The sequence below is a fragment of the Micromonospora sp. NBC_01699 genome (assembly GCF_036250065.1).
GTDB lineage: Bacteria > Actinomycetota > Actinomycetes > Mycobacteriales > Micromonosporaceae > Micromonospora_G.
Window position 1 is genome coordinate 4,060,064 of sequence record NZ_CP109199.1, and the last position, 26,738, is coordinate 4,086,801.

19 protein-coding genes are annotated in these 26,738 nt (G+C 71.4%); 14 read left to right on the plus strand and 5 right to left on the minus strand.

Annotation, left to right across the window (positions count from 1 at the left end):
- Positions 1-134: 134 nt before the first annotated feature.
- From OG792_RS17680 to OG792_RS17710, 7 genes are all read left to right on the plus strand, one after another.
- Positions 135-1,403, plus strand: a complete 1,269-nt coding sequence (locus OG792_RS17680; RefSeq protein WP_329110926.1) for an ABC transporter substrate-binding protein — start codon at positions 135-137, stop codon at positions 1,401-1,403.
- Between the two features lie 95 nt (positions 1,404-1,498).
- On the plus strand, positions 1,499-2,407 hold the full coding sequence (locus OG792_RS17685; RefSeq protein WP_329110928.1) for a carbohydrate ABC transporter permease: 909 nt from the start codon (positions 1,499-1,501) through the stop codon (positions 2,405-2,407).
- On the plus strand, positions 2,404-3,240 hold the full coding sequence (locus OG792_RS17690; RefSeq protein WP_329110929.1) for a carbohydrate ABC transporter permease: 837 nt from the start codon (positions 2,404-2,406) through the stop codon (positions 3,238-3,240). The genes OG792_RS17685 and OG792_RS17690 overlap by 4 nt, the downstream gene beginning before the upstream one ends.
- On the plus strand, positions 3,237-5,951 hold the full coding sequence (locus OG792_RS17695) for a hypothetical protein (RefSeq protein ID WP_329110930.1): 2,715 nt from the start codon (positions 3,237-3,239) through the stop codon (positions 5,949-5,951). Before OG792_RS17690 ends, OG792_RS17695 begins: the two co-directional genes overlap by 4 nt.
- Positions 5,952-6,030: 79 nt before the next feature.
- Positions 6,031-8,814: a discoidin domain-containing protein gene (locus tag OG792_RS17700; protein ID WP_329110931.1), complete on the plus strand. Its 2,784-nt coding sequence runs from the start codon at positions 6,031-6,033 to the stop codon at positions 8,812-8,814.
- Positions 8,815-9,000: 186 nt separating this feature from the next.
- Positions 9,001-9,771 (plus strand): DUF427 domain-containing protein, encoded by a 771-nt coding sequence (locus OG792_RS17705; protein ID WP_329110933.1) that lies wholly within the window; start codon positions 9,001-9,003, stop codon positions 9,769-9,771.
- 119 nt (positions 9,772-9,890) lie between these two features.
- Positions 9,891-10,142 (plus strand): hypothetical protein, encoded by a 252-nt coding sequence (locus OG792_RS17710; RefSeq protein ID WP_329110935.1) that lies wholly within the window; start codon positions 9,891-9,893, stop codon positions 10,140-10,142.
- 101 nt (positions 10,143-10,243) lie between these two features.
- Here OG792_RS17710 and OG792_RS17715 read toward each other — a convergent pair whose 3' ends face one another.
- On the minus strand, positions 10,244-11,725 hold the full coding sequence (locus OG792_RS17715; protein WP_329110936.1) for an SDR family NAD(P)-dependent oxidoreductase: 1,482 nt from the start codon (positions 11,723-11,725) through the stop codon (positions 10,244-10,246).
- Positions 11,726-11,796: 71 nt separating this feature from the next.
- Positions 11,797-12,366, minus strand: a complete 570-nt coding sequence (locus tag OG792_RS17720; RefSeq protein WP_329110937.1) for an XRE family transcriptional regulator — start codon at positions 12,364-12,366, stop codon at positions 11,797-11,799.
- Between the two features lie 107 nt (positions 12,367-12,473).
- On the opposite strand from OG792_RS17720, the gene OG792_RS17725 reads away from it, so the two are divergent.
- Positions 12,474-13,805 (plus strand): benzoate/H(+) symporter BenE family transporter, encoded by a 1,332-nt coding sequence (locus OG792_RS17725; RefSeq protein ID WP_329110938.1) that lies wholly within the window; start codon positions 12,474-12,476, stop codon positions 13,803-13,805.
- Here OG792_RS17725 and OG792_RS17730 read toward each other — a convergent pair.
- On the minus strand, positions 13,792-14,718 hold the full coding sequence (locus OG792_RS17730; protein WP_329110940.1) for a serine hydrolase: 927 nt from the start codon (positions 14,716-14,718) through the stop codon (positions 13,792-13,794). The two genes, OG792_RS17725 and OG792_RS17730, sit on opposite strands and share 14 nt — an antisense overlap.
- Positions 14,719-15,019: 301 nt before the next feature.
- On the opposite strand from OG792_RS17730, the gene OG792_RS17735 reads away from it, so the two are divergent.
- Positions 15,020-15,631 carry a phosphoribosylanthranilate isomerase gene (locus OG792_RS17735; RefSeq protein WP_329110941.1) on the plus strand — a complete coding sequence of 204 codons (612 nt, stop codon included), beginning with the start codon at positions 15,020-15,022 and terminating at the stop codon, positions 15,629-15,631.
- Positions 15,632-15,659: 28 nt separating this feature from the next.
- The gene (locus tag OG792_RS17740; protein ID WP_329110943.1) at positions 15,660-16,394 is read left to right on the plus strand and encodes an HD domain-containing protein; all 735 of its coding nucleotides are present in this window, start codon (positions 15,660-15,662) and stop codon (positions 16,392-16,394) included.
- A gap of 70 nt (positions 16,395-16,464) precedes the next feature.
- Here OG792_RS17740 and OG792_RS17745 read toward each other — a convergent pair whose 3' ends face one another.
- On the minus strand, positions 16,465-18,906 hold the full coding sequence (locus OG792_RS17745; protein ID WP_329110944.1) for a M14 family zinc carboxypeptidase: 2,442 nt from the start codon (positions 18,904-18,906) through the stop codon (positions 16,465-16,467).
- A 260-nt stretch (positions 18,907-19,166) separates the two neighbouring features.
- Between OG792_RS17745 and OG792_RS17750 the strand changes: the two genes are divergently transcribed.
- From OG792_RS17750 to OG792_RS17765, 4 genes are all read left to right on the plus strand, one after another.
- Positions 19,167-22,334 (plus strand): BTAD domain-containing putative transcriptional regulator, encoded by a 3,168-nt coding sequence (locus tag OG792_RS17750; RefSeq protein WP_329110945.1) that lies wholly within the window; start codon positions 19,167-19,169, stop codon positions 22,332-22,334.
- A 62-nt stretch (positions 22,335-22,396) separates the two neighbouring features.
- Positions 22,397-23,404: an ATP-binding cassette domain-containing protein gene (locus OG792_RS17755; protein ID WP_329110947.1), complete on the plus strand. Its 1,008-nt coding sequence runs from the start codon at positions 22,397-22,399 to the stop codon at positions 23,402-23,404.
- Positions 23,405-23,518: 114 nt separating this feature from the next.
- Positions 23,519-24,274: an ABC transporter permease gene (locus OG792_RS17760; RefSeq protein WP_442932482.1), complete on the plus strand. Its 756-nt coding sequence runs from the start codon at positions 23,519-23,521 to the stop codon at positions 24,272-24,274.
- A 194-nt stretch (positions 24,275-24,468) separates the two neighbouring features.
- On the plus strand, positions 24,469-26,238 hold the full coding sequence (locus OG792_RS17765; protein WP_329110949.1) for a ricin-type beta-trefoil lectin domain protein: 1,770 nt from the start codon (positions 24,469-24,471) through the stop codon (positions 26,236-26,238).
- 78 nt (positions 26,239-26,316) lie between these two features.
- Here the strand turns inward: OG792_RS17765 and OG792_RS17770 are convergent, their stop codons facing one another.
- Complete coding sequence (locus tag OG792_RS17770) at positions 26,317-26,643, minus strand: zf-HC2 domain-containing protein (protein ID WP_329110951.1); 327 nt, start codon at positions 26,641-26,643, stop codon at positions 26,317-26,319.
- Between the last annotated feature and the right edge of the window lie 95 nt (positions 26,644-26,738).

A 26,738-nucleotide genomic window follows, 5' to 3' on the forward strand; every position in this document is an offset into this window, starting at 1 on the left:
ACACGCCCCGGAAACTTCCTATCCTCGGGATAACGTTATCCCACTCCCCCACCCTGGAACCCTCCCGGGGTCTCTCCCCGGCGAACCGGCCCGGTACTCCAGCACCCCCACCATGAATCGCCAGGAGGACCCCCTTGATCCGCAAGCCCCTGTTGGCGGCGTGCCTCGCCAGCGCGCTCGCTCTCACCACCGCCTGCTCCGACAGCGGCAGCAGCGGTGGTGGCGAGAGCACCCTGACATACCTGACGTTCGAGACGCCCGCCCTCACGTCCACCTTCTGGAACGACTCGATCGCCTCCGCCCAGCAGCAGGCCCCCGGCGTGAAGATCAACAGGATCACCTCACCGAACACCGACCGGGACGCGTACGCCAAGCAACTCCAGGCCGCCGGGCAGTTCCCGGACCTGTTGCAGTCGATCACCCCGGCGAACTTCGTCGGCGCCGGCCTGCTCCAGCCGTACGACCAGACCTGGGTGAACGCCAACTTCCTGCTGCCCGAGGGCAACGCCCTCAAGGGCAAGGTCTACATCCCACCGACCAACTCGCAGGTCATCCCCCAGGTCTTCTACAACAGGGAACTTTTCGCCAAGGCGAACGTGGCGCCGCCGAAGAACTGGGCCGAGTTCCTGACCGTCTGCGACAAACTCAAGGCCGCCGGCATCAACCCGATCGAACTCGGCGGTGCCGACCCGTTCGCCGCCGGCATGCCGCTGGTCGGCATCATCAGCGCCGACGTGCTGGGCAAGAACCCCAACTGGCTCCGGGACCGGTACGCGGGCAAGGTCAGGTTCACCGACGACAACGTCGTCACCGCCGTCGAGAAGTACCGCACCCTGGTCGGCAACGGCTATTTCGACAAGGGCGCGCTCGGCGTCAAGTACGCCGACTCGATCACCCGCTTCACCGGCGGCAAGTCCGCCATGTACCCGATGGGAAGCTGGTTCCTCGGCGCGGTGCCGAAGGAGACGGCGGACAACTTCGGTGTCTTCCCCTGGCCGACCGACGACGGGTCGCTGGTCATCCCGTTCACCGTCGGCGGGTCGATGGCGATCAGCGCGAAGAGCGCGGACATCCCCGGCGCGACCAGGTTCGCGCAGGCGTGGTCGCTGGATCCGAAGAACCTCAAGGCCCTGATCGAGGGTGACGGCGCCTTCCCGATGCTCAAGGACAAGACGCTGGACGACTACGGGGTGACCGTGACCCAGGTCTTCAAGGACTCGTACCAATACGTCACCGACCAGAACACCAAGGTCAGCTCGATCAGCTGGGCCACCAACGACGACGCGCTGCCGCCCGGGGTCAACAACGACTTCTACGCCGCCAGCCAGGCGCTGTTCACCAGCTCCGACGTCAGGGGCGAACTCGGCAAGCTCGACAAGGCCTGGGACACCGTCACCAGGTAACCCACCCCCGACCAACCCCACCACCTCTCACCGGCAACCGAACCAACCGGGTCGGGGTCCACGCGGACCCCGACCCGGGTTAAGGAAGTGACATCTTGACTCGGACGAGTCGAGCAGGCAGGAAGAACCGGGCGGGCGGGGAGAACCGCGGCCTGTTCGGGTTCGCGGCGGTCGCGTTCGGACTGTATGGGTGCTTTCTCGTACTGCCCCTCCTGCTCAGCCTGCGCAGCAGTTTCACCAACGAGAACCCGCTGCGGGCCACCAGCAGCTTCGTCGGCCTGGACAACTACCGCGAGGCGGTCGGGGACGAGCAACTGCGGGCCAGCCTGGTCTTCACGCTCATCCTGGCCGTCGGCGTGACCGTGGCGGCGAACGTGGTCGGCGTGCTGTTCGCCATGATGCTCAACCGGACCACGCTGAGCTACCGGGTGATGCGTACGGTCGCCTTCCTGCCCCAGGTGCTCTCCGGCGTGATCGTCGGCTTCGTGTGGCAGACCATCCTCACCCGCGACGGCCTGCTGAACAGCGTGCTGCAACGGGTCGGGCTGACCGACGAACCGGTCGCCTGGCTGGGCAGCCCGAACCTGGCACTGGTCTCGATCGGCGTCGTGGTGGCGTGGATCCTCACCGGCTTCACCACCGTGGTGTACCTCGCCGCACTACAGAACATCCCGCTGGAGCTCAACGACATGGCCGCCCTGGACGGGGTCAACCGCCGGCAGCGGTTCACCCGCGTCACCTGGCCGATGCTCGCCCCCGGAACCACCATCAGCGTCACCATCTCGCTGATCACCGTGCTGAAGCTCTACGACGTGATCGCCGTACTGACCGGTGGCGGTCCGGCCGACTCCACCCAGTCCACCGCGCTCTACATAGTGCAGCTCGCCTTCACCTCCGACCGGTTCGGCTACGCCTCCTCGGTCGCGATGGTCCTGCTCGGACTCTCCGCGGTGATCGCGCTGTCGGTGACCAACGTGCTGCGCCGCCGAGAGGTGAACCTGTGACCGCCATCCGCCGGCTGCGACCCCGGGTACGCGTCCTGCTCGCCGCCGCCGTCATCCTGCTCTTCGTCGCACCGATCTACCTGATGATCGTGAACGCGTTCAAGACCCAGCCGGAGATCCTGCGCAGCCCGGTGTCGCTGCCGATCCCGCCGACACTGGACAACCTGGGCACCGCGCTCGGCCGGCCGGACAACCTGATCCAACTGGGCCTGCGCAACTCGCTGATCACGGTCGCCTGCTCGGTGGCGCTGCTGATCCCGCTCAGCGCCGCCTTCAGCTTCTACCTCTCCCGCCGCCGGACCAGGGCGCGGGCGGCCGTACTCGCCGTGCTCGCCGCCGGTCTGATGGTCCCGCCGCAGGTGATCCTGCTGCCCACCATCAGGATCCTGACCTGGGTCGGCCTCGACCACAGCTACCCCGGCCTGATCCTGTCCAACCTGGGCGGCGGCTACCTCTCCTTCGCCGTCTTCGTCTACGTCGGCTTCATGCGCTCGGTACCGGAGGAGGTGGTCCAGGCGGCCCGCCTCGACGGGGCCGGCGGGGTACGGATCTGGTGGCGGATCGTGATGCCACTGGTCCGGCCGGCGACCGCCACGGTGGCGATCTTCTCGTCGCTCTGGATCTGGAACGACTTCCTGAACCCGCTGTTCATCCTCGGCCCGTTGCAGGGCCAGACCATCACCACCGGCCTGTACCTGACGATCGGTCAGTACTCCGTCGACTACGGCCAGCTGTTCGGGATCATGTTCCTCGCCGCGATCGTGCCGGTGCTGGGTTACCTGGCCGTACAGCGGCAGTTCATCGCCGGACTCACCGCGGGGTCGACCAAGTGACCACCACCGCCGACCCCACCTGCCGCACGCTGGACGACGACGACCGACCGCCGGGCGTACCGGACCTGAACGAGGTGGCCGGTGAGTGGGTCGACGCCCACGAACTCGCCCACCTGCCCTCGCTGCGCAACCAACACGGGCAGGGCCACGTCAACCACGACCTGACCTCGCTGTCCTGGCTGGCCGCGCCGCCGTACTCGTTCGGCTACCACACCGGGGTGCTGCGCCTGGACGGCGTCGTGCCGGACGCCCAGCGGTTCCGCTGGAAGCCGTGGGGCGTGCAGCGGGAGCACCGGGGCGCGGGCGTGTCCGTACGGACCGACACCCGGATGGCGCTGTCACGCAACCTGCTGCTGTGGCGGGTCGAGGTCACCAACGAGCAGGCGGTGCCCGCGACGTACGAGGTCAGCCAGGACCTGTTCGCCCTGCTCACCGCGACCGAGGTGGGCTGGGGCTGGCTCTACGACGTGCCCTGGACCAACGGCGACCACCACGACTTCATCACCCTGGAACGGATCCGGGACAACACCCGCCCGGCCCGGGACGGGGCACCGTTCCTGCTCGGCCCCGGCCCCCGGCGGGTACGCCTCGGCCGGCCCCGCCTGCCCGGCATCCAGCGCGACGAGGACCGGTCGCCGATGCTGATGCGGTACGAGCTGCCCCGACACGTCAGCCTGGACACCGTCTACCCGCACCGGACCGCCGCCCGCGGCGGCATCCGCAACCTGCACTGCGGCCCCGTCGACGGCGGTACGGTCTTCGAGTCCGCCGGCCCGATCGAGCTGGACCCGACCAGTCGGGTCGACCTCGACGCCTTCGAACTGCGCGACGGGCTGGTGCTGAGCTTCGAGTTCCGCCCGGACACGCCGACCGAACCCGGTGTCATCCTCACCCACGGCAACCACCCGGACTCGCTCCAGCTCGGCGTCGACGCGGACGGCCTCTGGTTCGGCATCTCCGGCGAGGTAGAACACGCCGACACGCCGCTGGTCGCCGGCGCGTGGCACCGGGTGGCGGTGCTGCTCACCGACGACCGGGTGACCCTGCTGCTCGACGGCCAGCCGGTGGCGGCAACCGGTCACTGGTCGCGGTCGCGGCGCTGGCGCACCACCGTCGCCGACGGGCTGGCGGTCACCGCCGACCGGGACTCGGCCGCGCGGGCGGCGTACGCCTTCTCGACCGCGCCCACCGACCTGGCCGTGACCGGGGCCGGGGCGCGGGCGACCTGGTCGCTGGCCCTCGCACCCGGCGAGACCCGCACCCTCGGCGTGGTCTGCGCCTACGGCACCGACCGGGACGAGGTGGCCGAGGTGGCCCGCCGCACGGCGGACACCTTCGACGAGACGCTGTCCGAGTCCGAGGCGGGGATGCGCCGGCACTGGCGTTCCATGTTCACCCCGGGCAACGACGACTTCAGCGGCCACCTGCCCACCTTCCGGGCGGACGACCCACGGCTCGGCCGCGCCTACTACATGGGCGCGCTGCTGGTGCTCTACCTGCGCAACCTGAATGCCAGCCCGACCGAGCCGATCTTCCTCACCGGCGGGCCCCGGCTCGGCCCGACCACCACGTTCTACTGGGACCACAGCGAGTGGAGCCGGATGTACGCGCTCCTCGAACCGGTCGGGCTCCGGGCCTGGCTGCACCGGGCGCTGAGCGGGCCGTACGACGACTCGTTCGGCTTCGACACCCGACGGGGCGGGCCGCTGGGCAACGAGTACGCCTCCACCCACCTGTCCCTGTTCCGGCTGGTCGAACACTATGTCTGTATCACCGGTGACCTGGCGTTCCTGGACGAGCAGGCGGGTTGCGCGACGGTCGCCGGGCACCTGGAACGGCTCGCCTACGGCTGGCGGGACCGGCGCCGTCCGGCCACCGGCGGTGAACTCGCCGACTTCGGCGACGACGCGTGGCGGGTACTCGAATGCGTACCGAACTATCTGAACGTGGTCGCCTCCCTCAACGCCGGTTACGTGGCGATGATGCGTTCCCTCGCCGGCCTGTTCCGGCTGCGGGGTCGGCTCGACGAGGCGGCACGGGCACGGGCCGAGGCGGACACCCTCGCCTCGGCCGTACTGCGGCTGTACGTCGACGGCGGCCGGTGGTCGATCCGTCACCCGGACCGGACCGACACCATCGGTCACGTCCTCGACTTCGGTCTGGTCGCCGCCGCGCTGCACGACGACCTCAGCCCGACCCAGCGTCGGGAGATGGTCGACTTCGTCACCGGGCACCTGCTCACCGGCACCTGGATGCGGGCGCTGGCGCAGGACGACCCGGTCGCCGGGAGTTCGGACCGGCCCGACCACGGGGCCGGCGGGGCGTTCGGGGCGTGGCCGGGGGTGACCGCGCACGGGCTCGCCCGGCTGGGCCGCCCCGACCTCGCCGTCGGTCTGCTCCGGCTGACCCCGGAGTCCGCCTCCGGCGCGCTGTGGGGGCAGGCGATGGAGATCCTCGACGACGACCCGGCCGACATCCGGGTCCGGGTGGCCGAACGCGGGGTGTCCAACCGCGACTCGATCGCCGGCGCCGCCACCGCCGAGGCGATCCTGGCCGCCCTGTTCGACTTCGACCCCACCTTCACCGACCTCGACCCCACCCACCCCGACACCGCCGCCACCGCACCGGCCGCCATCCACCGGCCCGGTGTCGGCGTGCTGTGTCACCTCAACGTCGCGCCGGTCCGATCGCCCGCGGACACGTCGCGCTAGACCTCACCAGTCCGGCGCTGTTCCGCACGCGGCACCGGTGGACACGGAAGAACCCCGCCCGTCCCAGAAAGGACATTCCGTGACCAGCAAACGACAACAGCGGTACCGCAGGGCCCTCTCCACGGCCCTGCTCGGCACCGTCGTCGGCACCCTCGTGGTGGCGCCCGCCCCGGCCCAGGCGGCACCACCCACCCCCGAACAGCAGTGGGCACAGGTCCAGCAGTTGCTCGCCGACGTCAAGGGACGTTGGACAAACCAGGCGTACAGCGAGTCGGTGTCGCGGACGTTGCCGAACACCGCGCTGCTCGGCAACGGCGACATCGGCGTCACCTCCGGTGGCGGCGACGGGTTCAAGACCTTCTACCTGTCCAAGGGCAACTTCTGGGCCGGCAACCCGAACCCGTCGCTGGTGGCGCTCGGCGGGGTGACCATCGCACCGGTGGCGAGCACCCCGTCGGGCAACCTCGCCCTGGGCGCCACCGCGACCGCGACCACCAGCCACCCGAGCTTCCCGCCGGGCCGGGCGGTCAACGGCCAGTGGGCCGCCGGCTACGAAGGCTGGGTGTCCGAGGTCGGCAAGCCGCAGACGCTCACCCTCGATCTCGGCTCGGCCAGGAACATCGGCCGCTACCTGCTCCGGCACGACGGCGCGGCCCGGCCGAACGAGACCGCGAACAACGCGAAGAACTTCGTCGTCCAGGTCGGCAACGGCTCGACCTGGACCACGGTGGACACCGTCACCAACAACACGGCGAGCGTCACCGACCGGACCATCGCCGCGGTCAGCGCCCGCTACGTCCGAGTCACCCTGAGTGAACCAACCCAGGGTACGACGCCCGACTCGCTCAACAACCCACGCGCCCGGATCGGCCAGTTCGAGCTGTACGCGCCGGGCTCGGCGCCGCCCGGACCGTCCGGGCCGTTCCTGGAGGAACAGAACACCCTCACCGGGGAGATCACCACGTCGATGACCCTCGGCGGGGTGCCGGTGGCGATGAGGACCTGGACCGCCGCGAACGACAACATGGTGGTGACCCAGATCCAGTCGCTCGGCTCGACCGCCACCCAGCTCCGGGCGCAGACCTGGTCCGGATCGCAGGACGCCAAGCCCGGCTTCACCAACACCGCCGGGGTCACCGGCAACACCACCTGGGCCAACCGGAGCACCCCGACCGGCTCCCGCTGGGTGTCCCGGGCCGCGCTGGCCACCCGCCTGCTCGGCACCGCCCCGATCGCCCCGCCGACGGCCGGCGGTGCCACCGCGACCCAGGTGTTCAACCTGCAACCGGGCCAGACGATCCAGCTCGTGACCGGGGTGGCCGGCGGCGGCCAGAACCCGGCCGACCCGACCCCGGCCGCCCGGTCGATCGTGGACGGACAGACCAGCACCAGCCTGGGCACCCTCTACAACCAGCACCTGGACTGGTGGAAGCAGTACTGGCTGCGGTCCTACGTCGACCTCGACGACGACGTACTGGAGCGGTTCTACTACGGCTCGCAGTACCTACTCGGCTCGTCCAGCCAGGCCGGCAAGACCGCACCCGGCCTGTACGGCATCTGGGCCACCACCGACTATCCGATGTTCAACGGCGACATGCACCTCAACTACAACTTCATGGCGAACTTCTACGGCACCTATTCGAGCAACCGGGCCGATCTCGCGCTGCCGTACCACGACCTGCTGCTGGCGTACGTGCCGGAGGCCCGCCGAAGGGCCCAGCAGGACCTGCGGCGGGTCAACCCGACGTACGTCAACAGCCGCTTCCCCAGCGGTGGCGTGCCCAGCGGGCTGCTCTTCCCGGTCGGCATCGCCCCGTTCGGCGCCACCGCCGACGACAACTACCACCAGCAGGTGGCGAACTCGCTGTTCGCCGCGTCGCAGTTCATCGCCTACTACGACTACACCCGGGACCGGAACTTCCTGTCCGGGAAGGCGTACCCGTTCCTGAAGGAGGTCGCCGCCTTCTTCACCCACTACCTGGAGTACGACGCGGCCACCCAGCGCTACCGCCTGTACGCCGGACCGCACGAGGGCACCTGGTCACGTAATCCGAGTCCCGACATCGGGCTGCTGAAATACCTCTTCTCGGCCCTGGTCGACGCGAGCGTGACGCTCGGCCTGGACGCCGGTGACCGGGCCACCTGGACCCAGATCCGGGACCGCCTGCCGGCCACACCGACGACGACGCACAACGGCCAGACGGTGTTCGCGCTCGCCGATCCGGGCACGATCACCGGGCCGGACACCCGCAACATCCGGCCGGGCGACAACACGGTGAACCTGGAGTTCATCCACCCCGGCGAGGTACTGGGAATCAATTCGCCGGCCGCCGACCGGCAGATCGCGGTCAACACGTTGAACGCGATGAACTCCTGGGGCCAGGACAACAGCTTCCCGAAGGTCTTCACCCAGGCCGCCCGGGTCGGCTACCCGGCGCAGAGCCTGATCGACCAGCTCAAGAACCAGATCAACACCAAGTCGGCGGCGAACCTGCGGATCCGCGACGGGGTACACGGCCTGGAGAAGGCCGGCGCCACCGAGGCGATCAACAACCTGCTGTTGCAGAGCGACGACGGGATCATCCGGCTGTTCCCGGTCTGGCCGACGAACCGGGACGCCAGCTTCGTGCGGCTGCGGGAGAAGGACGCGTTCGTGGTGTCGAGCGAGTTCCGGGCCGGCCGGGTCGGCTACGTCGACATCACCAGCGACGCCGGCCGGACCGTACGGCTGCAACACCCGTGGCCGGGTCAGACCATCGTGGTCAACCAGGTGGGTGGCGGCACCGTGAGCCACACGGTCAGCGGGAACGTGATCACGTTCGCCACCCAGGCGGGCGCCACGTACCGGATCACCGCCCCCTGACCGGTCGCACCGGTACGCCCGTCGGCGGGCGTACCGGTGCGGTCCGCCGGGGTCACGGTGGTCGGCGCCGCCGCCGGCGCCCGCCGAGCCTGCGCAACAATCGGCCGTACGCCAAGTGGCCACCCCCGGCCGACCCACGCCGGTATCGTGAGCAGGACATTTCCGGCTCCCACAGAACGGCTGGCCGTGCCCGTGGCTGACTACCCGCAGATGATCGTCCCGGTCGACCACATCGAGCCGGTGCCCCGACGGGTACGGGCGATGATCGGCGGCCGGGTCGTCCTGGACACCACCCACGCCCGGTACGTCTGGGAGTGGCCGAACTATCCGCAGTTCTACCTGCCGGTGGCGGACGTACAGCCGGGACTGCTCGTCGACGAGCGGCGCTCCCAGCAGCTGCGCCAGGGCACGGCGCACCGGCACGGGCTGCGCGCGGGCGACATCTCCCGTCCGGATTCGGCCTGGGTCTACAGCGGTGACGTACTCGCCGGGCTGGACGGGACGGTCCGGTTCGACTGGGCCGCCCTCGACTCCTGGTTCGAGGAGGACGAGGAGGTTTTCGTCCACCCGCGCAACCCGTACACCAGGGTCGACGCGCTGCGGTCGACGCGTACCGTACGGATCGAACTCGACGGTGTGGTGCTGGCCGAGTCGTCGTCGCCGGTGCTGGTCTTCGAGACCGGGCTGCCGACCCGCTACTACCTCAACCGGACCGAGGTGGACTTCGATCACCTGGAGCCGAGCGACACCGTCACCCAGTGTCCCTACAAGGGCCGGACCAGCGGTTACTGGTCGGTGCGGGTGGGCGACCGGGTCCACACCGACCTGGCCTGGACGTACGATTTCCCGACCCGACAGCTGATCCCGATCGCCGGGCTGATCGCCTTCTACAACGAGAAGGTGGACGTGGTCGTCGACGGCCAACGGCTACCCCGACCGAAGACCCACTTCTCCTGACCGGTTCGTCCAAATACACGCCTCTTCTGGTGATGTGCCGCCACCGGCGATCCCGCCGCGTCCACAAGCAGCGGTACGGGGCTGGCGATCACCGACCGGATACCGGCCATAATGGACGGATGGTCAAATGGGAGTACGCGTTGCTGGTCCGGCGTCGGGTGGGCGAGGGCCGGAGGTTGGATCTGACCTATATCTGGTACGGCCCGGACGGCTCCAGACAGGACGTGTCCCAGTTCGGGGACACCGCGATCTCGCACCTGAACCGGGTCGGCGCGCAGGGCTGGGAGCTGGTCTCGGCAGCCGAGGACATCAACAACCAGGAGAGCACGTTCGAGGTACACCGCTACCACCTCAAACGCCCCCTCCCCTAAACCCCGAGTCCAGGACCACACTTTCACTGAAAGAGTGGCTATCCCACGCCGGATAGCCACTCTTTTCCACATTAGTGCGGGCCGATGGGGTGGGGTGGGGTTTACCAGGGTGAGGGGGCGTAGTCCTTCAGGAAGCAGCCGTGGAGGTCTTCGCCGAGTTCGCCGCGGACGATCGGGTCGTAGACCCGGGCGGCGCCGTCGACCAGGTCGAGGGGGGCGTGGAAGCCCTCGTCGTGCAGGCGGGCCTTGACCGGGTGTGGGCGTTCGTCGGTGATCCAGCCGGTGTCCACGCTGGTCATCAGGATGCCCTCGGTCAGCATGTCGGCGGCGCTGGTGCGGGTCAGCATGTTCAGTGCGGCCTTGGCCATGTTGGTGTGTGGGTGACCGGCACCCTTGTAGCCCCGGCCGAACTGACCCTCCATCGCCGACACGTTCACCACGTACTTGCGCCGCGCGGGTGCCGCGGCGAGCACCGGGCGCAGCCGGCTGACCAGCACGAACGGCGCCGTGACGTTGCAGAGCTGCACTTCGAGCAGCTCGACCGCGTCGACCTCGTGCACCCGCCGCGACCAGCTGTTCTCCGCGTCGAGGTCGGGGGCGAGGCCACCGGCGTCGATGGCGGTCGAGGCGGCAACCCGGTCCAGGGAGGCGGAACCACTGGTCAGCGCGAGGGCGGTCAACTCGTGCGGGGCGAGCGCGTGACGCTGCTGCGGCAGGGCGGCGGTCAGCGCGGCCGCACCGATGCCGTGGTGACCGAAGGTGACCAGCTCCGGCAGGGGTCCGGAGGGCAGCGGCGCCGACTCGGCGGCGACCAGGTGGGCGTACGAGCCGGGTGAGCGGCGGACCGTCTGCGCGGCGTTGTTGATCAGGATGTCCAGGGTGCCCTGGGCGGCCACCGAGTCGGCCAGCGCGACCACCTGCGCGGGGTCCCGCAGGTCGATCCCGACGATCCGGAGTCGGTGCAGCCACTGGTCGCTGTCCGGCATCGCGGCGAACCGGCGGACCGCGTCGTTCGGGAAACGGGTGGTGATGGTGGTGTGCGCGCCGTCGCGGAGCAACCGCAGCGCGATGTACATACCGATCTTGGCCCGGCCGCCGGTGAGCAGGGCCCGCCGACCGGTCAGGTCGGTCCGCGCGTCGCGCCGGCTGCGGTTGATCGCGGCGCAGGGCGGGCAGAGCTGGTGGTAGAACGCGTCGACTTCTACATAGCGCTCTTTGCAGATGTAGCAGGCCCTGGGCCGGCGCAGGGTGCCGGCCAGCGGCGCGTCGGTGGTCGCCGACACCAGCGGCAGGCCCTTGGTCTCGTCGTCGATGCGTCCGGGTGCACCGGTGGCGGTCGCGGCGGTGACCGCCCGGTCAGCCTCGGTAACCGCGAGCTGGCGCTCCTTGCGGCGGCGTTCCTTCACGCTCTTGAAGATCCTCGCGGTGGCCAGCCGCACCCGCAGCGCGTCCGGGTGGTCCACCGGCAGGGTGTCCACCTCGGCGAGTACGCGCAGGCAGGTCTCCAGCTCCGCTGGGTCGATGCCCGCTGGGTCGATGCCCGCCGGTGCCGCGCCGGACCCGATCTGCTCACTTACCGTCATGCCGCGCTACCGCTCCGTACTTTGGGATTTTTCGCCGATGATGCCGGAACTCTACGCGGGCCCGGACGACGTCAGGACGGTCCGGGTCGGCGCGGGTAGCGGATCAGCAGGCTGGCCTGCACCTCGTCCGGACCGGCGGCGGCGTAGCCGTGCGGCACGTCCGACCGCCACGAGATGTGCTCACCGGGGCCGGCGACCAGCGGGGCGTCCAGGGGCCCGGCACGCAGTACGCCGGCGAAGACGGTGATGTGCTCGGTCACCCCGTCCTGGTGCGCGGGTGAGGTCTGCACCGGGCCGGGCAGGACCCGCAGCCGGAACAGCTCGTACGTGACCGAGTCGTCCTCGAAGACCTGTAGCAGGGTGGCGACCACGGCCCGCCCGCGTACGACAGGTGGTGTCCCGTCCTCGGCGTCGGTCCCGACGGCGAGCACCGCCGCCAGCGGTACGCGCAGCTGCGCGGTCACCGCGTAGAGCGTCTCCAGGGTCGGGTTGCGGGTTCCCGTCTCCAGTCCGGAGAGCGTCGCCTTGCCGATGCCGGCCCGTTTGGCCAGGGCGGACAGCGAGAGACCCTGCGCCTCACGCAGCTCGCGCAGCCGGCGCCCCACGCCGGTACCGCCCGGCTCGACCACGGTTGAGTCCATGGCGCTATTCTCCAGATCCCGAAAGCGTTCCGTTTACGGAACGATCGGTGGGCGCCGCGGGTGACGCGCGACACCACCGGCATCGAGATCGACGGTGGGAGGCACCGATGAACCGCCTGCTGCAACCGGTCCTGGCCGGTGTCCTGACCGCACTGGTGGGCTTCGCCAGCACCTTCGCGGTGGTGCTCGCCGGCCTGCGAGCGGTCGGTGCCGACCAGCGCCAGGCCGCCTCCGGCCTGCTCGCCCTCTGCCTGGCCATGGGCGTGGCCGCGATCTGGCTCGGGGTACGCCAGCGCACCCCGATCAGCGTCGCCTGGTCGACACCCGGTGCCGCCCTGCTGATCTCGACCGGTGCCGTGGCGGGCGGGTTCGAGGCCGCGGTCGGCGCGTTCGTCCTCTGCGGCCTGCTCATCGTCGCGGCGGGTCTGGTTCCGGTGCTGGGCCGGGCGATCGCGGCCATCCCCGCCCCGGTGGCCAGCGCGATGCTGGCCGGGGTGCTCTACGACCTCTGCGTCGCCCCGGTACGCGCCCTGGTGGAGGTGCCGCTGATGGCCGTACCGATCGTCGTCACCTGGGCCGTGCTGAGTCGCTTCGCCCGGCAGTGGGCGGTACCGGCGGCCCTGGCGGTGGCGGTGGTGGCGATCGTGTGGACCGCACCGGCCGGCGGGCTGGCCGGTGCGGACCTGCGCCCCACCATCGCGTTGACCGTGCCCGAGTGGACCTGGGCGGCCGCGGTCAGCCTGGCCCTGCCGCTGTTCCTGGTCACCATGGCCAGCCAGAACGTGCCCGGCATGGCGGTGCTGGCCGGTTTCGGTTACCGGCCACCGCTGCGCGCCGTACTGGTCGGCACCGGACTGGCCAGCACCCTCGCCGCACCGCTGGGCGGGCACGCGGTCAACCTGGCGGCGATCACCGCCGCCCTCGCCGCCGGGCCGGACGCGCACCCGGATCCGCGACGGCGGTGGATCGCCTCGGTCACCGCCGGAGCCGGCTATCTCGTCCTCGGTCTCGGGTCCGGTCTGGCCACCGCTCTGGTGCTGCTCTCGCCGCCGGTGCTGGTCGAGGCGGTTGCCGGGCTGGCCCTGCTCGGCGCCCTGGGTGCGTCGATCGCCTCGGCGGTCGCCGAACCCGACGGCCGCCCCGCCGCCGTGGTGACCTTCCTGGTGACCGCGTCCGGGATCACCGTGCTCGGCCTCGGCGCCGCGTTCTGGGGCCTGCTGGCCGGCGGCCTGTTCGTCCTGCTGTACCGCCGACGGGCCGCCGATCCACCGACGGTGGACCCGACGAGGCCGCACGCCGACCCGAACTCCGCGCCGGAGCCGCGTTCCACGACGACTTCTGAACCGGAGTCGGAGCGGGGCGGCGCGACGGGAGCCGGGGCGGGAGTCGAACCAGCGGCGCCGGCCGGGGCGGCGGCGTCGGGGGTCAGGGAATCGTGACCGCGGGCAGTTCGCGCAGCTCGCCGAGGGCGTACTTGGCCAGCTTCTCCACCATGGTGATCCCGTCGGAGAGCTTGACGTGGTTGTCGGAGAGGATGGCGACCAGCCAGTCGTGTCCGGGCTCGACCAGCCGGCCGATGGTGTTGACCTCCCAGCGGCTGCCGTTCGAGTCGTCCGGTACCCAGCCGTTCTTCACGTAGCTGTCGGTCGTCTGCGGCGTCGCGGCGGCGGGCACGCCCCACCGCTGCGCCTTGTCGACCTGACCCATCAGGTCGAGGATCAGCTCGCGGCTGGCCGGGGCGAGCGGGCCGTCGGCGGCGGTGATCGCCGCGAGCAGTCGTACCTGGTCCGCGGCGGTGGTTTTGGTCATGCCCCAGTGCACGTTGGGGGTGGTCTCGCTCAGGCCGAGCGTCCGGTTGGCGGCGGTGAGGCCGTTCACCCTGCCGATCCTCTGGTACAGCGCGGACGCGGCGGCGTTGTCGCTGCTCACGATCATCGGGCGGGCCCGCTGCCGGTCCGTGGCGGTCAGTTGTTGGCCCTGCTGCTGGGCGCGCAGCAGGAGGGCGGCCAGGATGTCGACCTTGACGATGCTGGCGGTCTGGAACGGGCGGGTGCCGACGGTCAGCTCGACCCCGGACACCTGGTCGCGTACGGCCAGGGTGATCCGGTCGCCGAGGTCGGCCAGGTACGCCTCGATCCGGGTCTGCGCCGCGGCGAACAGGTCCGGGGTGGGACTCGGGGTGGGGCTGGGCGTGCCGCCTTCGGCCGGATCGGCCCCACCGGCGGCCTGCGGGAGGCGCAGGACGAGCCCGGTGCCGAGCGCGCCCAGACCCGCCGCGGCCAACCCGACCGAGGTGATCGCCTGTCGCCGCGACAGGCCGTCCCGCCGTGGCCGGCGTGTTCCAGCGTCCATCGATCTCCCCTATCGCACCACCGACCTTCGGCCAGCGCACGACGATGACGTGACCGAGGCGGAAACGCGTTGCACGGCGGTTCCGGATATCGCGGTCGTCACATTCGCGGGAACCCGCGCCCACAGTTGACCACCATCGGGACGAACCGGAAGATGGATGACTTTCGCCTCACCCCTGCGACGTACGCGGCACCGCGTGGGACGGCCCGACGCGCCGGACCGGTCCCGGGGCGACGCGCTCCGGCCGCGCCCGCGACAATGGCGCCGTTGCGGCTGTCGGCAGGCGGAGGGGCGGGACCGGATGTTCGTCAAGGTGTGTGGGCTGAGCACCGCCCGCGATGTCGAGGCGGCGGTCGGGGCCGGCGCGGACGCCATCGGCTTCGTGCTCACCGCGAGCCCCCGGCGGGTGACCCCGGAGCAGGCCCGCGAACTGGCACAACCGGTCCCGGCGGGGGTACTGACGGTCGGGGTGTTCCGGGGCGAGCCGGTCGAGACCGTCCGGGCCGCGGTGGCCGGATCCGGGGTACGGGCCATCCAGCTGCACGGCGACGAGCCGGCCGGCCACTACGCGGCGCTGCGGGACCTGGGCCTGCCGCTGATCCGGGCCACCTCCCCCGACGGCCCGGACGGAGTGCGCTGCGGCGCGCTCGGCGAGGACCTGCTGATCGTGGACTCGCCGCAGCCCGGTTCGGGTGCCGCCTGGGACTGGGACACGCTCGACCGGGACGCCCTGGCCGGGCACTGGCTGCTCGCCGGCGGCCTGCACGCTGGCAACGTCGGCGCCGCGATCGACGCGCTGCGCCCCTGGGGCGTGGACGTCTCCAGCGGGGTCGAGGTGTCTCGCGGGGTGAAGGATCCGGGCCTGATCCGGGACTTCCTGGCCACGGTCCGGGCGCGTGCCGGCCATGGCTGATCTGGTACGGGTCCGATATAAGTAGCGGATGGAGTTTCCCGCGTACCTCGCGACCATGCCGATGCACGCGATCACCGAGATCCACGGTGAGGCCGGACTGCGGGAGCGGTTCCGGCTGGAGATCCAACGGTTCGACCAGGCCGACCGGGACCGGTTGACCGCCGCCCTCGATCTCGCCAGCGAGCTGCACCGGGCCGATCGACGGGTCCGCGAGCCGTACCTGAACCACCTGCTGCGGGTGAGCATCCGGCTGCTGCACCACTACGACGTACGGGACGTCGACGTGGTCGTCGCCGGTCTGCTGCACGACTCGGTGGAGGACCATCCGGCGGAGTTGGCCGGCGGCACGACCGGTCCGACCGGCGACCCGACCTCGGCCGCCCTCGCCGAACTGGCCCGCCGCTTCGGTGACCGGGTCGCGTGCCTGGTCGCGGCGGTGACCAACCCGGCGTACGACCCGGACCGGGACCGGTACGTCCAGTACCGCGAGCATGTCGCGGCGAGTCTGGACCGGGAGCCCTGGGCGCGGGTGATCAAGATGTCGGACTTCACCGACAACGGCGTCGGCGTCATCCACACCGTCGGCCCGAAGGTGACCTCGTCGGCGACCAAGTACCGGCCGCTGGTGCCGGTGTTCCGGGAGCTGATCGGGCGGGCCGACACCCCCCTGTCCCGCCGGGTCAAGCAGCACATCTTCCAGCAGCTCGACCTGGCCGAGGAGCGGTTCAGCGCGATCCTCGACCAACCCGCGCCGAGCGCCTGAGCCGGCCGGGGACGGCGGAACGCGACGTGGCCGCCGACCCGGGGGATCGGCGGCCACGTCGTGCGAAAAGCTACTGCTTGGGTACGTAGAGCGTCTGGGTCTTGTAGTTGTTGCGGGTTCCGGTGGGCTGGTAGTTGTTCTCGATGTTGCCCGCGATGTCGACCGCGAACCAGTTCACCGTCGTCTTGGCGTTGATGGTGATCTCCTGGGCGCCCTCACGCATCCCGGCCGAGGTGAGCCGGGTCGAGTTCAGGGTCGGCCGGCTGCCGTCCAGGGTGTAGTAGATGTTCGCCGGCTCGTCGATCTTGAAGCTGAACACCTTCGAGCCGACACCCTTGTCCCGTACGCTCAGCGTCGAGACCGGGTCGGTCTTGTCCGCCGCGTACGCCTGCGCCACCTCAAGGATCGCGATCTGCCCGGCGGCGAACTCCATCGCCTCCTCGTGGCCCTCGGCGAACGGCGGCTGGAAGCCGACCGCGTTGAACCGACCGGTGGCCGGGTCGTAGATGTCGGAGCCGACCTCGAAGTCCCAGCCGATGATGCCCCGGTTGAACCAGTGCTCGTCGGCGCTGTTGCCGGCCGCCGAGTACAGCACGTCCGGCACCGGACCGGTGCGGCCCGGCCACACGGCCGTACCCCGGTAGGACTGGACCGCCTTGAGCACGTGCGTCGAGGCGTCCCAGAAGTAGTTCTCGGTGCCGAAGTCCGGCGACGGCAGCAGTTCCCGACCGGCGGTCTTGTACGCCCCCGGCGGCCACATGAAGTACCCGCCGTACGAGTGGGTGTTCATGGCGAACTTGATGTTCGGGAACTGGTTGGTCAGCCACACCTCGTTACGGGCCTCCGGCTCGGACAGCTCGGCCGGTCCGGCGAACGTGTCACTGGTGCAGGAGGTCGAGGCGCCGGAGTAGCCGTCGAACACCGAACCGACGGAGAAGTTCCGGTTCAGGTCCACGCCCCAGGAGTTGCGTCGGCCCGGGTCGGAGTTGGTCTCCGTACAGTGGTTGGTCATGTTCCGGCGCTGCGAGTTGAAGTCGTAGAAGCTGTAGTGCGCGCCGTCCGGGTTGGCCACCGGCATGATGAAGATGTCCAGGCCGTCGACCAGCTTGCGGGTCTGCTCGTTGGTGGCGTAGTTGCGCAGCAGCCGCTCGGCGGTCTCCACGCAGGTGATCGGGGTGACCCACTCGCGGGCGTGCTCCTGGCAGTAGAGGAAGACACCCACCTTCGAGCCGTCCCGCTTCTTGCCGATCCGTAGCGCCTTCGTCTGGAACGGGTCACGCGAGACGTACGCCGGCGCCTTGAGCCCGTCGGTGAGCGTCGCGACCGGCGCGGCCGCGACCAGCCCGGCCCCGGCGTTGCCCCGGTAGGTGGCGGCGGTGAGCACGGCGGCCACGGCGGTGTCCGCGTTCAGCGCGTCGACCACCTGCTTGGCGGTGCTGCCGACCGCACCCGAGGCGTCGGTGGCCAGGTTGACCACGATGTTGCGGCCGGTGACGGTGACGCCCAGCGGTGCCGAGGCGGCCGCCGGCTTCACCAGCGCGACGGTCAGCCCGTTGCCGCCCTCGGAGCCGTACGCCTTCGAGCTGACGTAGAGCGTGCTCGCCGGGTCGGTGCCGAACTGCGCCTGTGCCGCCCTGCGGTAGCCGTTGGTCAGGTTCGGCAGGTTGATCACTTCGGCGATCTTCGGGAACTCCCGGCCCAGCGTGGTGATCCGGTTGTTGATCTCCGTCGGGTCCATGTAGTGGTCGACGAAGTCCGAGATGTAGTGCTTGCTCGGGGCCTTGACCTTCGCGCCGAGCCACTTCTTCACCGGCACCGTGACGGTACCGCCGCGGTTGCTGGTGATGGTCGCGGTGGCCGGGGTGTCGGTGATCGGAATCGGGGTGTTGAACCGGTGGTACATGTACTGACCGGCGTCGGTGAACCGGGACATGGTCGCGGTGCCGCCGGAGTCCGGCGCGGTACCCTTGCCCTTGTCCCAGGTGACGGTGAGGATCGTCTGCGCGTCGGTCGCGCTCGACTTCACCTCGACCGAGATGAACCGCTGGTCGTCGAGGCTGGTGAACCACTCCGAGCGCAGCAGGGTGAGCTTGTCGACCTCGGCGGCGTCGAGCGTGGCGGAGGAGATCGCCGCCTGCCGCTCGGCCTTGTTCTCCGCGTAGTCGGTCTGGTCGGAGATGGTGTCGCGTACGTCGAAGCCCAGGTCCCGAAGCTGCTGGGTCTCCTCCGGGCTGAGTACGGCGTGCACCTCCAGCCCGTCCTCCACCGGCTTCTTATATTCGGCGAGGTCGACGCCCAGGTCGTTGAGCCGGTCGAGTTCGGCCTGACCGGGCACGACGACGCGCATCAGGGCGACGCCGTTCTGTTCAGTGCTGGACTGCCGGTCCGGTACGACCTGCCCGTCCGGCCGGGCCTGTTGCGCGCCGACCGGGCCGGCGCCGAGCGCCAGGACAACCGGCAGGGCGAATATGGCCGCTGTCCGGCCCACCCTGCCGAGGTGGGAACTCCTCATCTGAGGTCCTCCAAAAGCGAGCGTGTTCGGGCCGGGTACGGGGGTCGACCCGGCGCCACACGTAAGTGCGGGCGTCAGTCTTTGCTCCTTACGGATCTTCGTCAATACTGACCGGAGAACGTCAGATATTGACATACTTATCGCTGATTCAGCGGCATCTGCACCAAGATCGGGCGAGTGGTCGGGAAGCAGTGACTTGCCCCGCCGCGCGATGGTCGGGGTCCGGAAGCGCCTCGGCGCGGTGGGCGACAATGGGCGTCATGCGGTACGGCATCCTGGGCCCGACACGGGTGCTCCGGACCGACGGGGAACAGATCGCCGTCGGTGGCGCCCGCCTGCGTGCCCTGCTGACGCTGCTGCTGGTCGACGCCGGCCGGGTGGTGTCCGTACCGAGGCTGATCGACGGCCTCTACGGTGAGACGCCCCCGCACGGCGCCGCGAACGCTCTCCAGTCCCAGGTCTCCCGGCTGCGACAGACACTGCCCGGCCCCGACCCGGCCCACCCGCTGGTCGAGTTCCACCGCAGCGGCTACCGGATCGCGGTGGAACCCGACCAGGTCGACGCGTTCCGGTTCGACCGGCTCGCCACCGCCGGCCGGGCGGCGCTCAGCGCCGGTGACCGGCCTCGGGCCGCCGCCCTGCTCCGGGAGGCACTCGCCCTCTGGCGCGGCGAACCGCTCGCCGACATCGCCGACACCCCGGCCGGTCGAGCGCACGCGGCACGGCTGGACGAGCAGCGACTCGACGCCGTCGAGGACCGGATCGACGCCGAACTCGGGCTGCCCGACCGGGCACCACCGATCGGTGAACTGCGCGAACTGGTCGCCGCCCAACCGCTGCGCGAACGGCTGCGCGCCCTGTTGATGCGAGCGCTGTACGAGGCCGGGCGACCGGCCGAGGCGCTGCACGCGTACGAGGACGCCCGCCGTACGCTCGCCGACGAACTCGGTGCCGACCCCTCGGCCGAACTGGCCGCGGTGCACCTCGCCGTGCTCCGCGCCGACCGGGCCCCGACACCCGCGCCGGCCACCCGAGCGGGGCTGCCCGGCCAGCTCACCAGCTTCGTCGGGCGGGAGGAGGAGCTGCGCCGGGTCGGCAAGCTGCTCGACGAGGCCCGGCTGGTCACCCTCACCGGTCCGGGCGGCGCCGGCAAGACCCGGCTGGCGATCGAGGCCGCCGGCCACCAGCAGGCCGACGTCTGCTTCGTCGAACTGGCTGCGGCGAGCCCCGGAACGAACCTGGCCCAGGCCGTACTCGGCGCGCTGGGGTTGCGCGACGCCGGACTGCGGGCCCCGGCCGAACACCGCCGGGACACCACCGACCGGCTGGTCGCGGCGCTCACCGACCGTCCACTGCTGCTGGTCCTGGACAACTGCGAACACGTCGTCGCCGAGGCGGCCCGACTGACCGCCGCGCTGCTGCACGCCTGCCCCCGGCTGCGGATCCTCACCACCAGCCGGGAGCCGCTGCGGCTCACCGGTGAGGCACTGTGCCCGGTCACCGGGCTGGCCCTGCCGCCGCAACAGTGCGGCCCGGCGGACGCCCGCGACTACCCGGCCGTACGGCTGTTCGCCGAACGAGCGGTCGACGTGGCACCGGACTTCGCGATCACCGCCGCCAACGTCGACGCCGTACTGCGCATCTGCCGTACCCTCGACGGGCTGCCGCTGGCGATCGAGCTGGCCGCCGCCCGGCTGCGGACCCTGCCGGCGGCGGACATCGCGGCCCGACTCGACGACCGGTTCCGGCTGCTGACCCGCGGCAGCCGCACCGCCCTGCCGCGCCACCGGACCCTGCGTGCGGCGGTCGAGTGGAGCTGGGACCTGCTCGAACCGACCGAACGGGTGCTGGCCCGCCGGCTGACCGTCTTCACCGGCGGTGCCACTGTGGAATCCGCCGAGGGGGTCTGTGGGCTGCCCGACCACGACCTGGTCGAGGTGCTGGCGGGTCTGGTCGACAAGTCCCTGGTCGAGGTCCACGACGGGCGCTACCGGATGCTGGACACGGTGCGCGCCTACGGCGCCGAACGGCTGGCCGAGGCCGGCGAGGCCGACCGCCTGCACCGGGCGCACGCGGACTGGTTCCTGGCCGTCGCCCAGACCGCGGACCCGCATCTTCGCCGGTCGGAACAGTTGGACTGGCTCCGACGACTGGACGCCGAACGCGACAACCTGCACGCCGCGCTGCGCCGGGCCACCCGCGAGGCCGATCCGGGCACCGCACTCCGGCTGGTCGCCGCCCTGTCGTTCTACTGGTGGCTGCGGGGACTGCGCGGCGAGGCCGCGACGCGGGCCGAGGAGGTGCTCGACACCGTCGGCGCCGAGCCGCCGCCGGGGCTGACCGAGGAGTACGCCCTCTGCCTGCTCAACGCCGCGCTGGGGAACTCCTCCCGGCGGCAGCCGCCGATCGGGCTGAACTCCGCGGAATGGGTGCGGCACACCCTGGGCCGGCCACCCCGACAGCCCTTCCTACTGTTCCTGTCGGCGATGGCCTCCGGACCGCCGACGGACGGTGCCGAGGCCATGATCGAGATGATCGACGAGAACGGCGGACTGCTCGGCGCGGATCCCTGGGTGCGCGCGCTCACCTCGGTCGGCCTGGGCCTGACCTGGCTGTTCAACGGGCAGGTCGAGCGGTCCGAAATCGAGCTGGACCGAGCCCTGCGGGGCCTGCGTGACCTCGGCGACCGCTGGGGCACGGTGCTGGCGCTGACCGCGACGGCGGAACTGGCCAGCGGGCGCGGTGACCACCCGGCGTCCCTCGCCTCGCTGGCCGAGGCGCTGCCCCTGGCCGAACAGCTCGGCTCGACCGTGGACATCGCCGACCTGCTGCGCACCCGTGGTGACGTACGGATCCACGCGGGCGACCTCGCCGGTGCGTACGCCGATTTCCTCCGGTCCGGACGACTCGCCCGGCAGGCGGGCGCACCGGAGCTGGGGGCGGCGGCCCGACTCGGGTTGGCCGAGGTCGCCCGGCTGCGCGGTGACCTGACCGAGGCCCGCGAGCTGTGCGACGCGGCGCTGTCGGAGTGCCCCCTCGGCTGGTTCGGTGCCGCCGGCACGCGGGTGGGAATCCTGGTCACGCTCGGTCGGATAGCCGAGCTGACCGAGGGCGCCGGTGCCGCCCGGGTCCGTTACGGCGAGGCCCTGACCACCGCGATCGGGCTCGCCAGCCTGCCCCCGGTGGGTGGGGCGGTCGACGGCCTGGTCCGGCTCCAGCTCGACGACGCCGACCCGGCGCGGGCCGCCGTGCTGCTCGGCGCGGTCACCGCCCTGCTGGCCGGGGTGCCGGTCGCCGGGGCCACCGAACTCACCCGGATCGAGGAACGCACGAGAGCGAGACTCGGCGACGCGGTGTACGTACCGTCCTTCGCCAGCGGTGCCGCGCTGAGCCGCGACCAGGCACTCCGGGTGGTCGCCGGGCGATGACCGGTGCGTGACCGTCAGCCGGTGGTGCGTGAACGGTCAGCGCCGGATCGCAGGCTCGGTTCATGACAACAACCCGACCTGCGGTGCTGACCGAGGGCCTGCGCAAGCGGTACGGCCCCAACTGGGCACTCGACGGCTTCGACCTGGCCGTGCCCGCCGGCACGGTCTACGGCCTGCTCGGACCCAACGGCGCCGGCAAGACCACGGCCGTACGCGTCCTCGCCACCCTGCTCAGCTTCGACGCCGGCCGAGCGGAGGTGGCCGGCCTCGATGTCACCCGGCAGGCCGCCCTGGTACGCGGCCGGATCGGACTCGCCGGCCAGTACGCCGCCGTCGACGAGATCCTCAGCGGCCGGCAGAACCTGATCCTGTTCGGCCGGCTGCACCATCTCGGTACGCGGGCCGCGCGGCGTCGGGCCGACGAGTTGCTACAGCAGTTCGGGCTCGCCGACGCGGCCGGACGGTCGGCGGGCGAGTACTCCGGCGGGATGCGTCGCCGGCTCGACCTCGCCGCCAGCCTGATCCTGACCCCGGAGGTGCTGTTCCTGGACGAGCCGACCACCGGCCTCGACCCGCGCAGCCGCAACCGGCTCTGGGACGCGATCCGGGATCTGGTCCGGGGCGGCACTACGGTGCTGCTCACCACCCAGTACCTGGAGGAGGCGGACCAGTTGGCCGACCGGCTCTCGGTGGTCGACGCGGGTCGGGTGGTCGCCGAGGGCACCCCGGACGAGCTGAAGTCGAAAATCGGCGGCGACCGGATCGAGGTCGTCCTGCACGACGTGGCGGACCTGGACGTTGCCGCCGGGATCGTCGGGCGGGTCTGCGTCGGGGCCCCGGACCGTGACCCCGAGACCCGCCGGCTCAGCGCCTCGGTCACCGACCGGGTCGCCGCGCTCACCGAGGTGATGCGGGCCCTGGTCGACGCGGGTGTCGCGGTCGAGGACATCGGGCTGCGTCGACCCACCCTGGACGAGGCGTTCCTGCACCTCACCGGCGGTTCCGCCGGCCTACCGACCGGCCGGGCCGACGGTCCGGGCACCGGTTCGCCCGACCGGAAACGAGGCTGATCGACGATGACCACCACAGTGGACACCCGTACCGGTGCGCCGGCCCCGAGCGGTGCGCCGCCGGTGCCGACCACGCCGACCCGGCTGCGCTGGGCGTTCGCCGACGCTCGCGCCATGACCGGGCGCTACCTGACGCACGTGGTCCGGGCACCCGAGGAGGTCATCCTCTACTTCGCCCTCCCGATCATGTTCGTGCTGGTCTTCGGGTACGTGTTCGGCAGCGGGATGGCGGTTCCGGGCGGCGGCGGCTACCGGGAGTTCCTGCTGCCCGGCGTGTTCGTGATGACCATGCTGTACGGCCTCGGCGCGACCGCCACCGGCATCGCCACCGACGTCAACAAGGGAGTCGTGGACCGGTTCCGGTCGATGCCGGTGAGCCGGTCAGCGCTGCTCACCGGTCGGAGCGTGGCCGACCTGCTGCGCGCCCTGCTGGAGATGTCCACCCTGGTCGTCTGCGGGCTGCTGGTGGGCTGGCAGTGGCGCAACGGACTGGTCGACGCGCTGCTCGCGGTGACCCTCATCCTGCTGCTGCGGGTCGCGCTCACCTGGGTCGGGATCTACCTCGGGCTGGTGGTGCCGAACCCGGAGACCGTGTCGGTGATCGTGTTTCCGCTCGCGTTCCCGCTCACCGCGCTCTCCAACGTCTTCGTGGCACCGGAGCTGATGCCGGACTGGCTCGGCGCGATTTCGATCTGGAACCCGCTCTCGGCCACCGTGGCGGCGGCCCGCGAGCTGTTCGGCAATCCCGGCCTGGGTGGCGACTCCTTCGTCTCCCGGCACCCGGTGGTGCTGGCCGCCGGGTGGCCGCTGCTGCTCATCGCGATCTTCGGACCACTGGCGGTCCGCCGCTACCGAAGGCTGAGCCGCTGAGCCGGCTCCCGGCTCCCGCCGCCGGGCACCGGTGCCGGATGCCGGTGTGCGGATGCCGGTGCGGATGTCGGTGTGCGGGTGGCGGTGCGGATGCCGGTGCGACGGTCGGGGCGGTAAAGCGGGGACGGCGGTGAACCGGCGGCGGGCACGGACCGTTGTGGGGTTCGGGTCCGGGTGAACAGAGGGAGGTGCCCGTGCGGGCAACGGCTGGCGGCGAAGCCGTACGACGCCTCGGCCGGTGGGCCGCGGAACGGATCGACCGGCTGCCCGTACGGCACCTGCGGTGGGGACGGCGACTGCGGCGCGGGGTGGCGGTGGTCGGCGTACTGGCGCTGGTCGGGGTGTCCGCGGTGGCGGCCGGCTCCGGATTCGGTGACGCGACGGCGCGGGAGGCGGGCCGCCCGGCCATCCCGGTGCCGGCGGAGCAGGTGCCGACCATCGCCGCCGCCGCACTGTCCTGCCCGGTACTGAGCCCGGCCAGGGTGGCCGCGCAGTTGATGGCCGCCTCCGGTTTCGAGGTGAACCTGCGCGCCGACGGCACCGGCGGTGCGGGCATCGCCGCGCTGACCGACAACAGCTGGCAGTCCTGGGCCCCGTGGCCGAGGGCGCCCCGGCTGGACACCGGCGCGAACATCGTCGCCCTCGCCCACCACGTCTGTGACCTGGCCGGACAGGTACGCCAGGCCGGTGTCGACGGGGACCCGTGGCGGCTGGCCCTGGCCGCGTACCGGTCCGGGCTGCCGGCCGTACGGGCCGCACGCGGTGTCCCGCCCACGGCCAGGGTGTACGTCGACACCGTGGCCGCGTACGCGACCTGGTACGAGCGGCAATCCGACCTGACCGCCGGCAGCCCGAGCCCCACCCCGCGCGCCGTCGGGGCGGTCCCCACGCCGGGCACCGCCCCGATTCCGGTGCCGGACGCCTACCTGCCCCTGGTGCTGGCCGCCGGCCGGGTCTGTGCGGCGGTCACCCCGGCCCGGGTCGCGGCCCAGTTGATGGCGTCCTCCGGCTTCAACCCGAACCTGCTCAGCGCCGGCGGGGGTCAGGGGGTCGCCCAGTTCCTGCCACAGTCCTGGTCCCGGTACGCACCCACGGCCGCCTCCCCGTGGGACCCGGGTACGGCGATTCCCGCGCTCGGCCAGGCGATGTGCGTACTCACCCGCGAGCTGTCCGGGCTGGGTGCGGACCCGTACCCGATGGCGCTTGCCGCGTACCACTGGGGTAGCGCCGTGGTCCAGCAGGCCGGCGGCCTGCCCGACTCGCCGGGCCTGCGGGAGCACACCGCGATGGTGCTCGGCTACGCCGACCACTACGCCCGGGATCCACGGCTCGGCGGCCCACCGAACCCCGGACCGCCGAACGGGGCCCCACCGCCGCCCGGCAATCCGGCGGTGCCGCCGGTCGCCGGGACCGCGCCGCCCCTGGCCGGACCGCCGGCCGTCCAGCCGGGCGGGCCACCGCTGGGCGCCGCCGCACCGCCGCCGGCCGCTCCGCCAGCCCCGGCGGCCCCGGCGGCACCAAAACCGCCGGCACCGAAACCACCGGCCAGTCCGCCCCGGCCCAACCCGACGACGACCAAGCCGGCCCCGTCCGGTGTCGCGATCCGCGGCTACGCCGACAAGTGCATCCACGCGCCGGGTTCGGCGGACGGAACCGCGCTACGGCTCTGGTCCTGCAACGGATCGGCGAACCAGCGGTGGACGTTCGCCTCCGACGGCAGTGTCCGGGCGTTCGGCAGGTGCATGGACGCGGCGTGGGCGTCGACCGCCGACGGCACCACGGTCCAGCTCGCGAACTGCAACGGTGGCCCGGCCCAGCGGTTCACCCTCAACGGCGCCCACGACCTGACCAACAGGCTGGCGAACAAGTGTGTCGACGTCCAGGACTGGAACAGCGCCAACGGGGCCCGGTTGCAGCTCTGGCAGTGCAGCGGCGACGCCAACCAGAAGTGGTGGCGCGGCTGAGTCGCCGACGGCGGCCCGCTCTCAGATCGTCCGGATCGCCCCGCTCCCGCCGGATCGAACCGTCGTGCTCCCCCGCGCTCAGGCCGTGGTCGGTGGGGAGCCACCGGTCGGCGGCGAGACCTCGCCGGTGATGTCGCTGGGCATGCCGGTGGCTTCGCGGGCCTCGTGTGTGATGTCGCGGGCTTCGTGTGTGACGTCGCGGGCTTCGTGTGTGACGTCGCGGAAGTCGTTGGCGTCAAACTGCCCGAACGCGGTGACCAGGGGACCCAACCGGTCGCATTCGTCCTGACAGGAGGGGCAGCCGGCGAGGTGTCGCTCGAAGGCGGCCTCGGCGTCGGCGGCCAGCGCGCCGAGGAGGTACAGCCCGGCCGGATGGCCCGGGTGCTCGCGGTCGGGGTCGATCATGGGGTCCGCCGGATCTGCTCTGGTGGCGGGCACCGATCGGTGCCGTCTGCCCAAGGGTAGAAGTCGGTCCGGCGGAACACCGAGTCGAGGTCGGT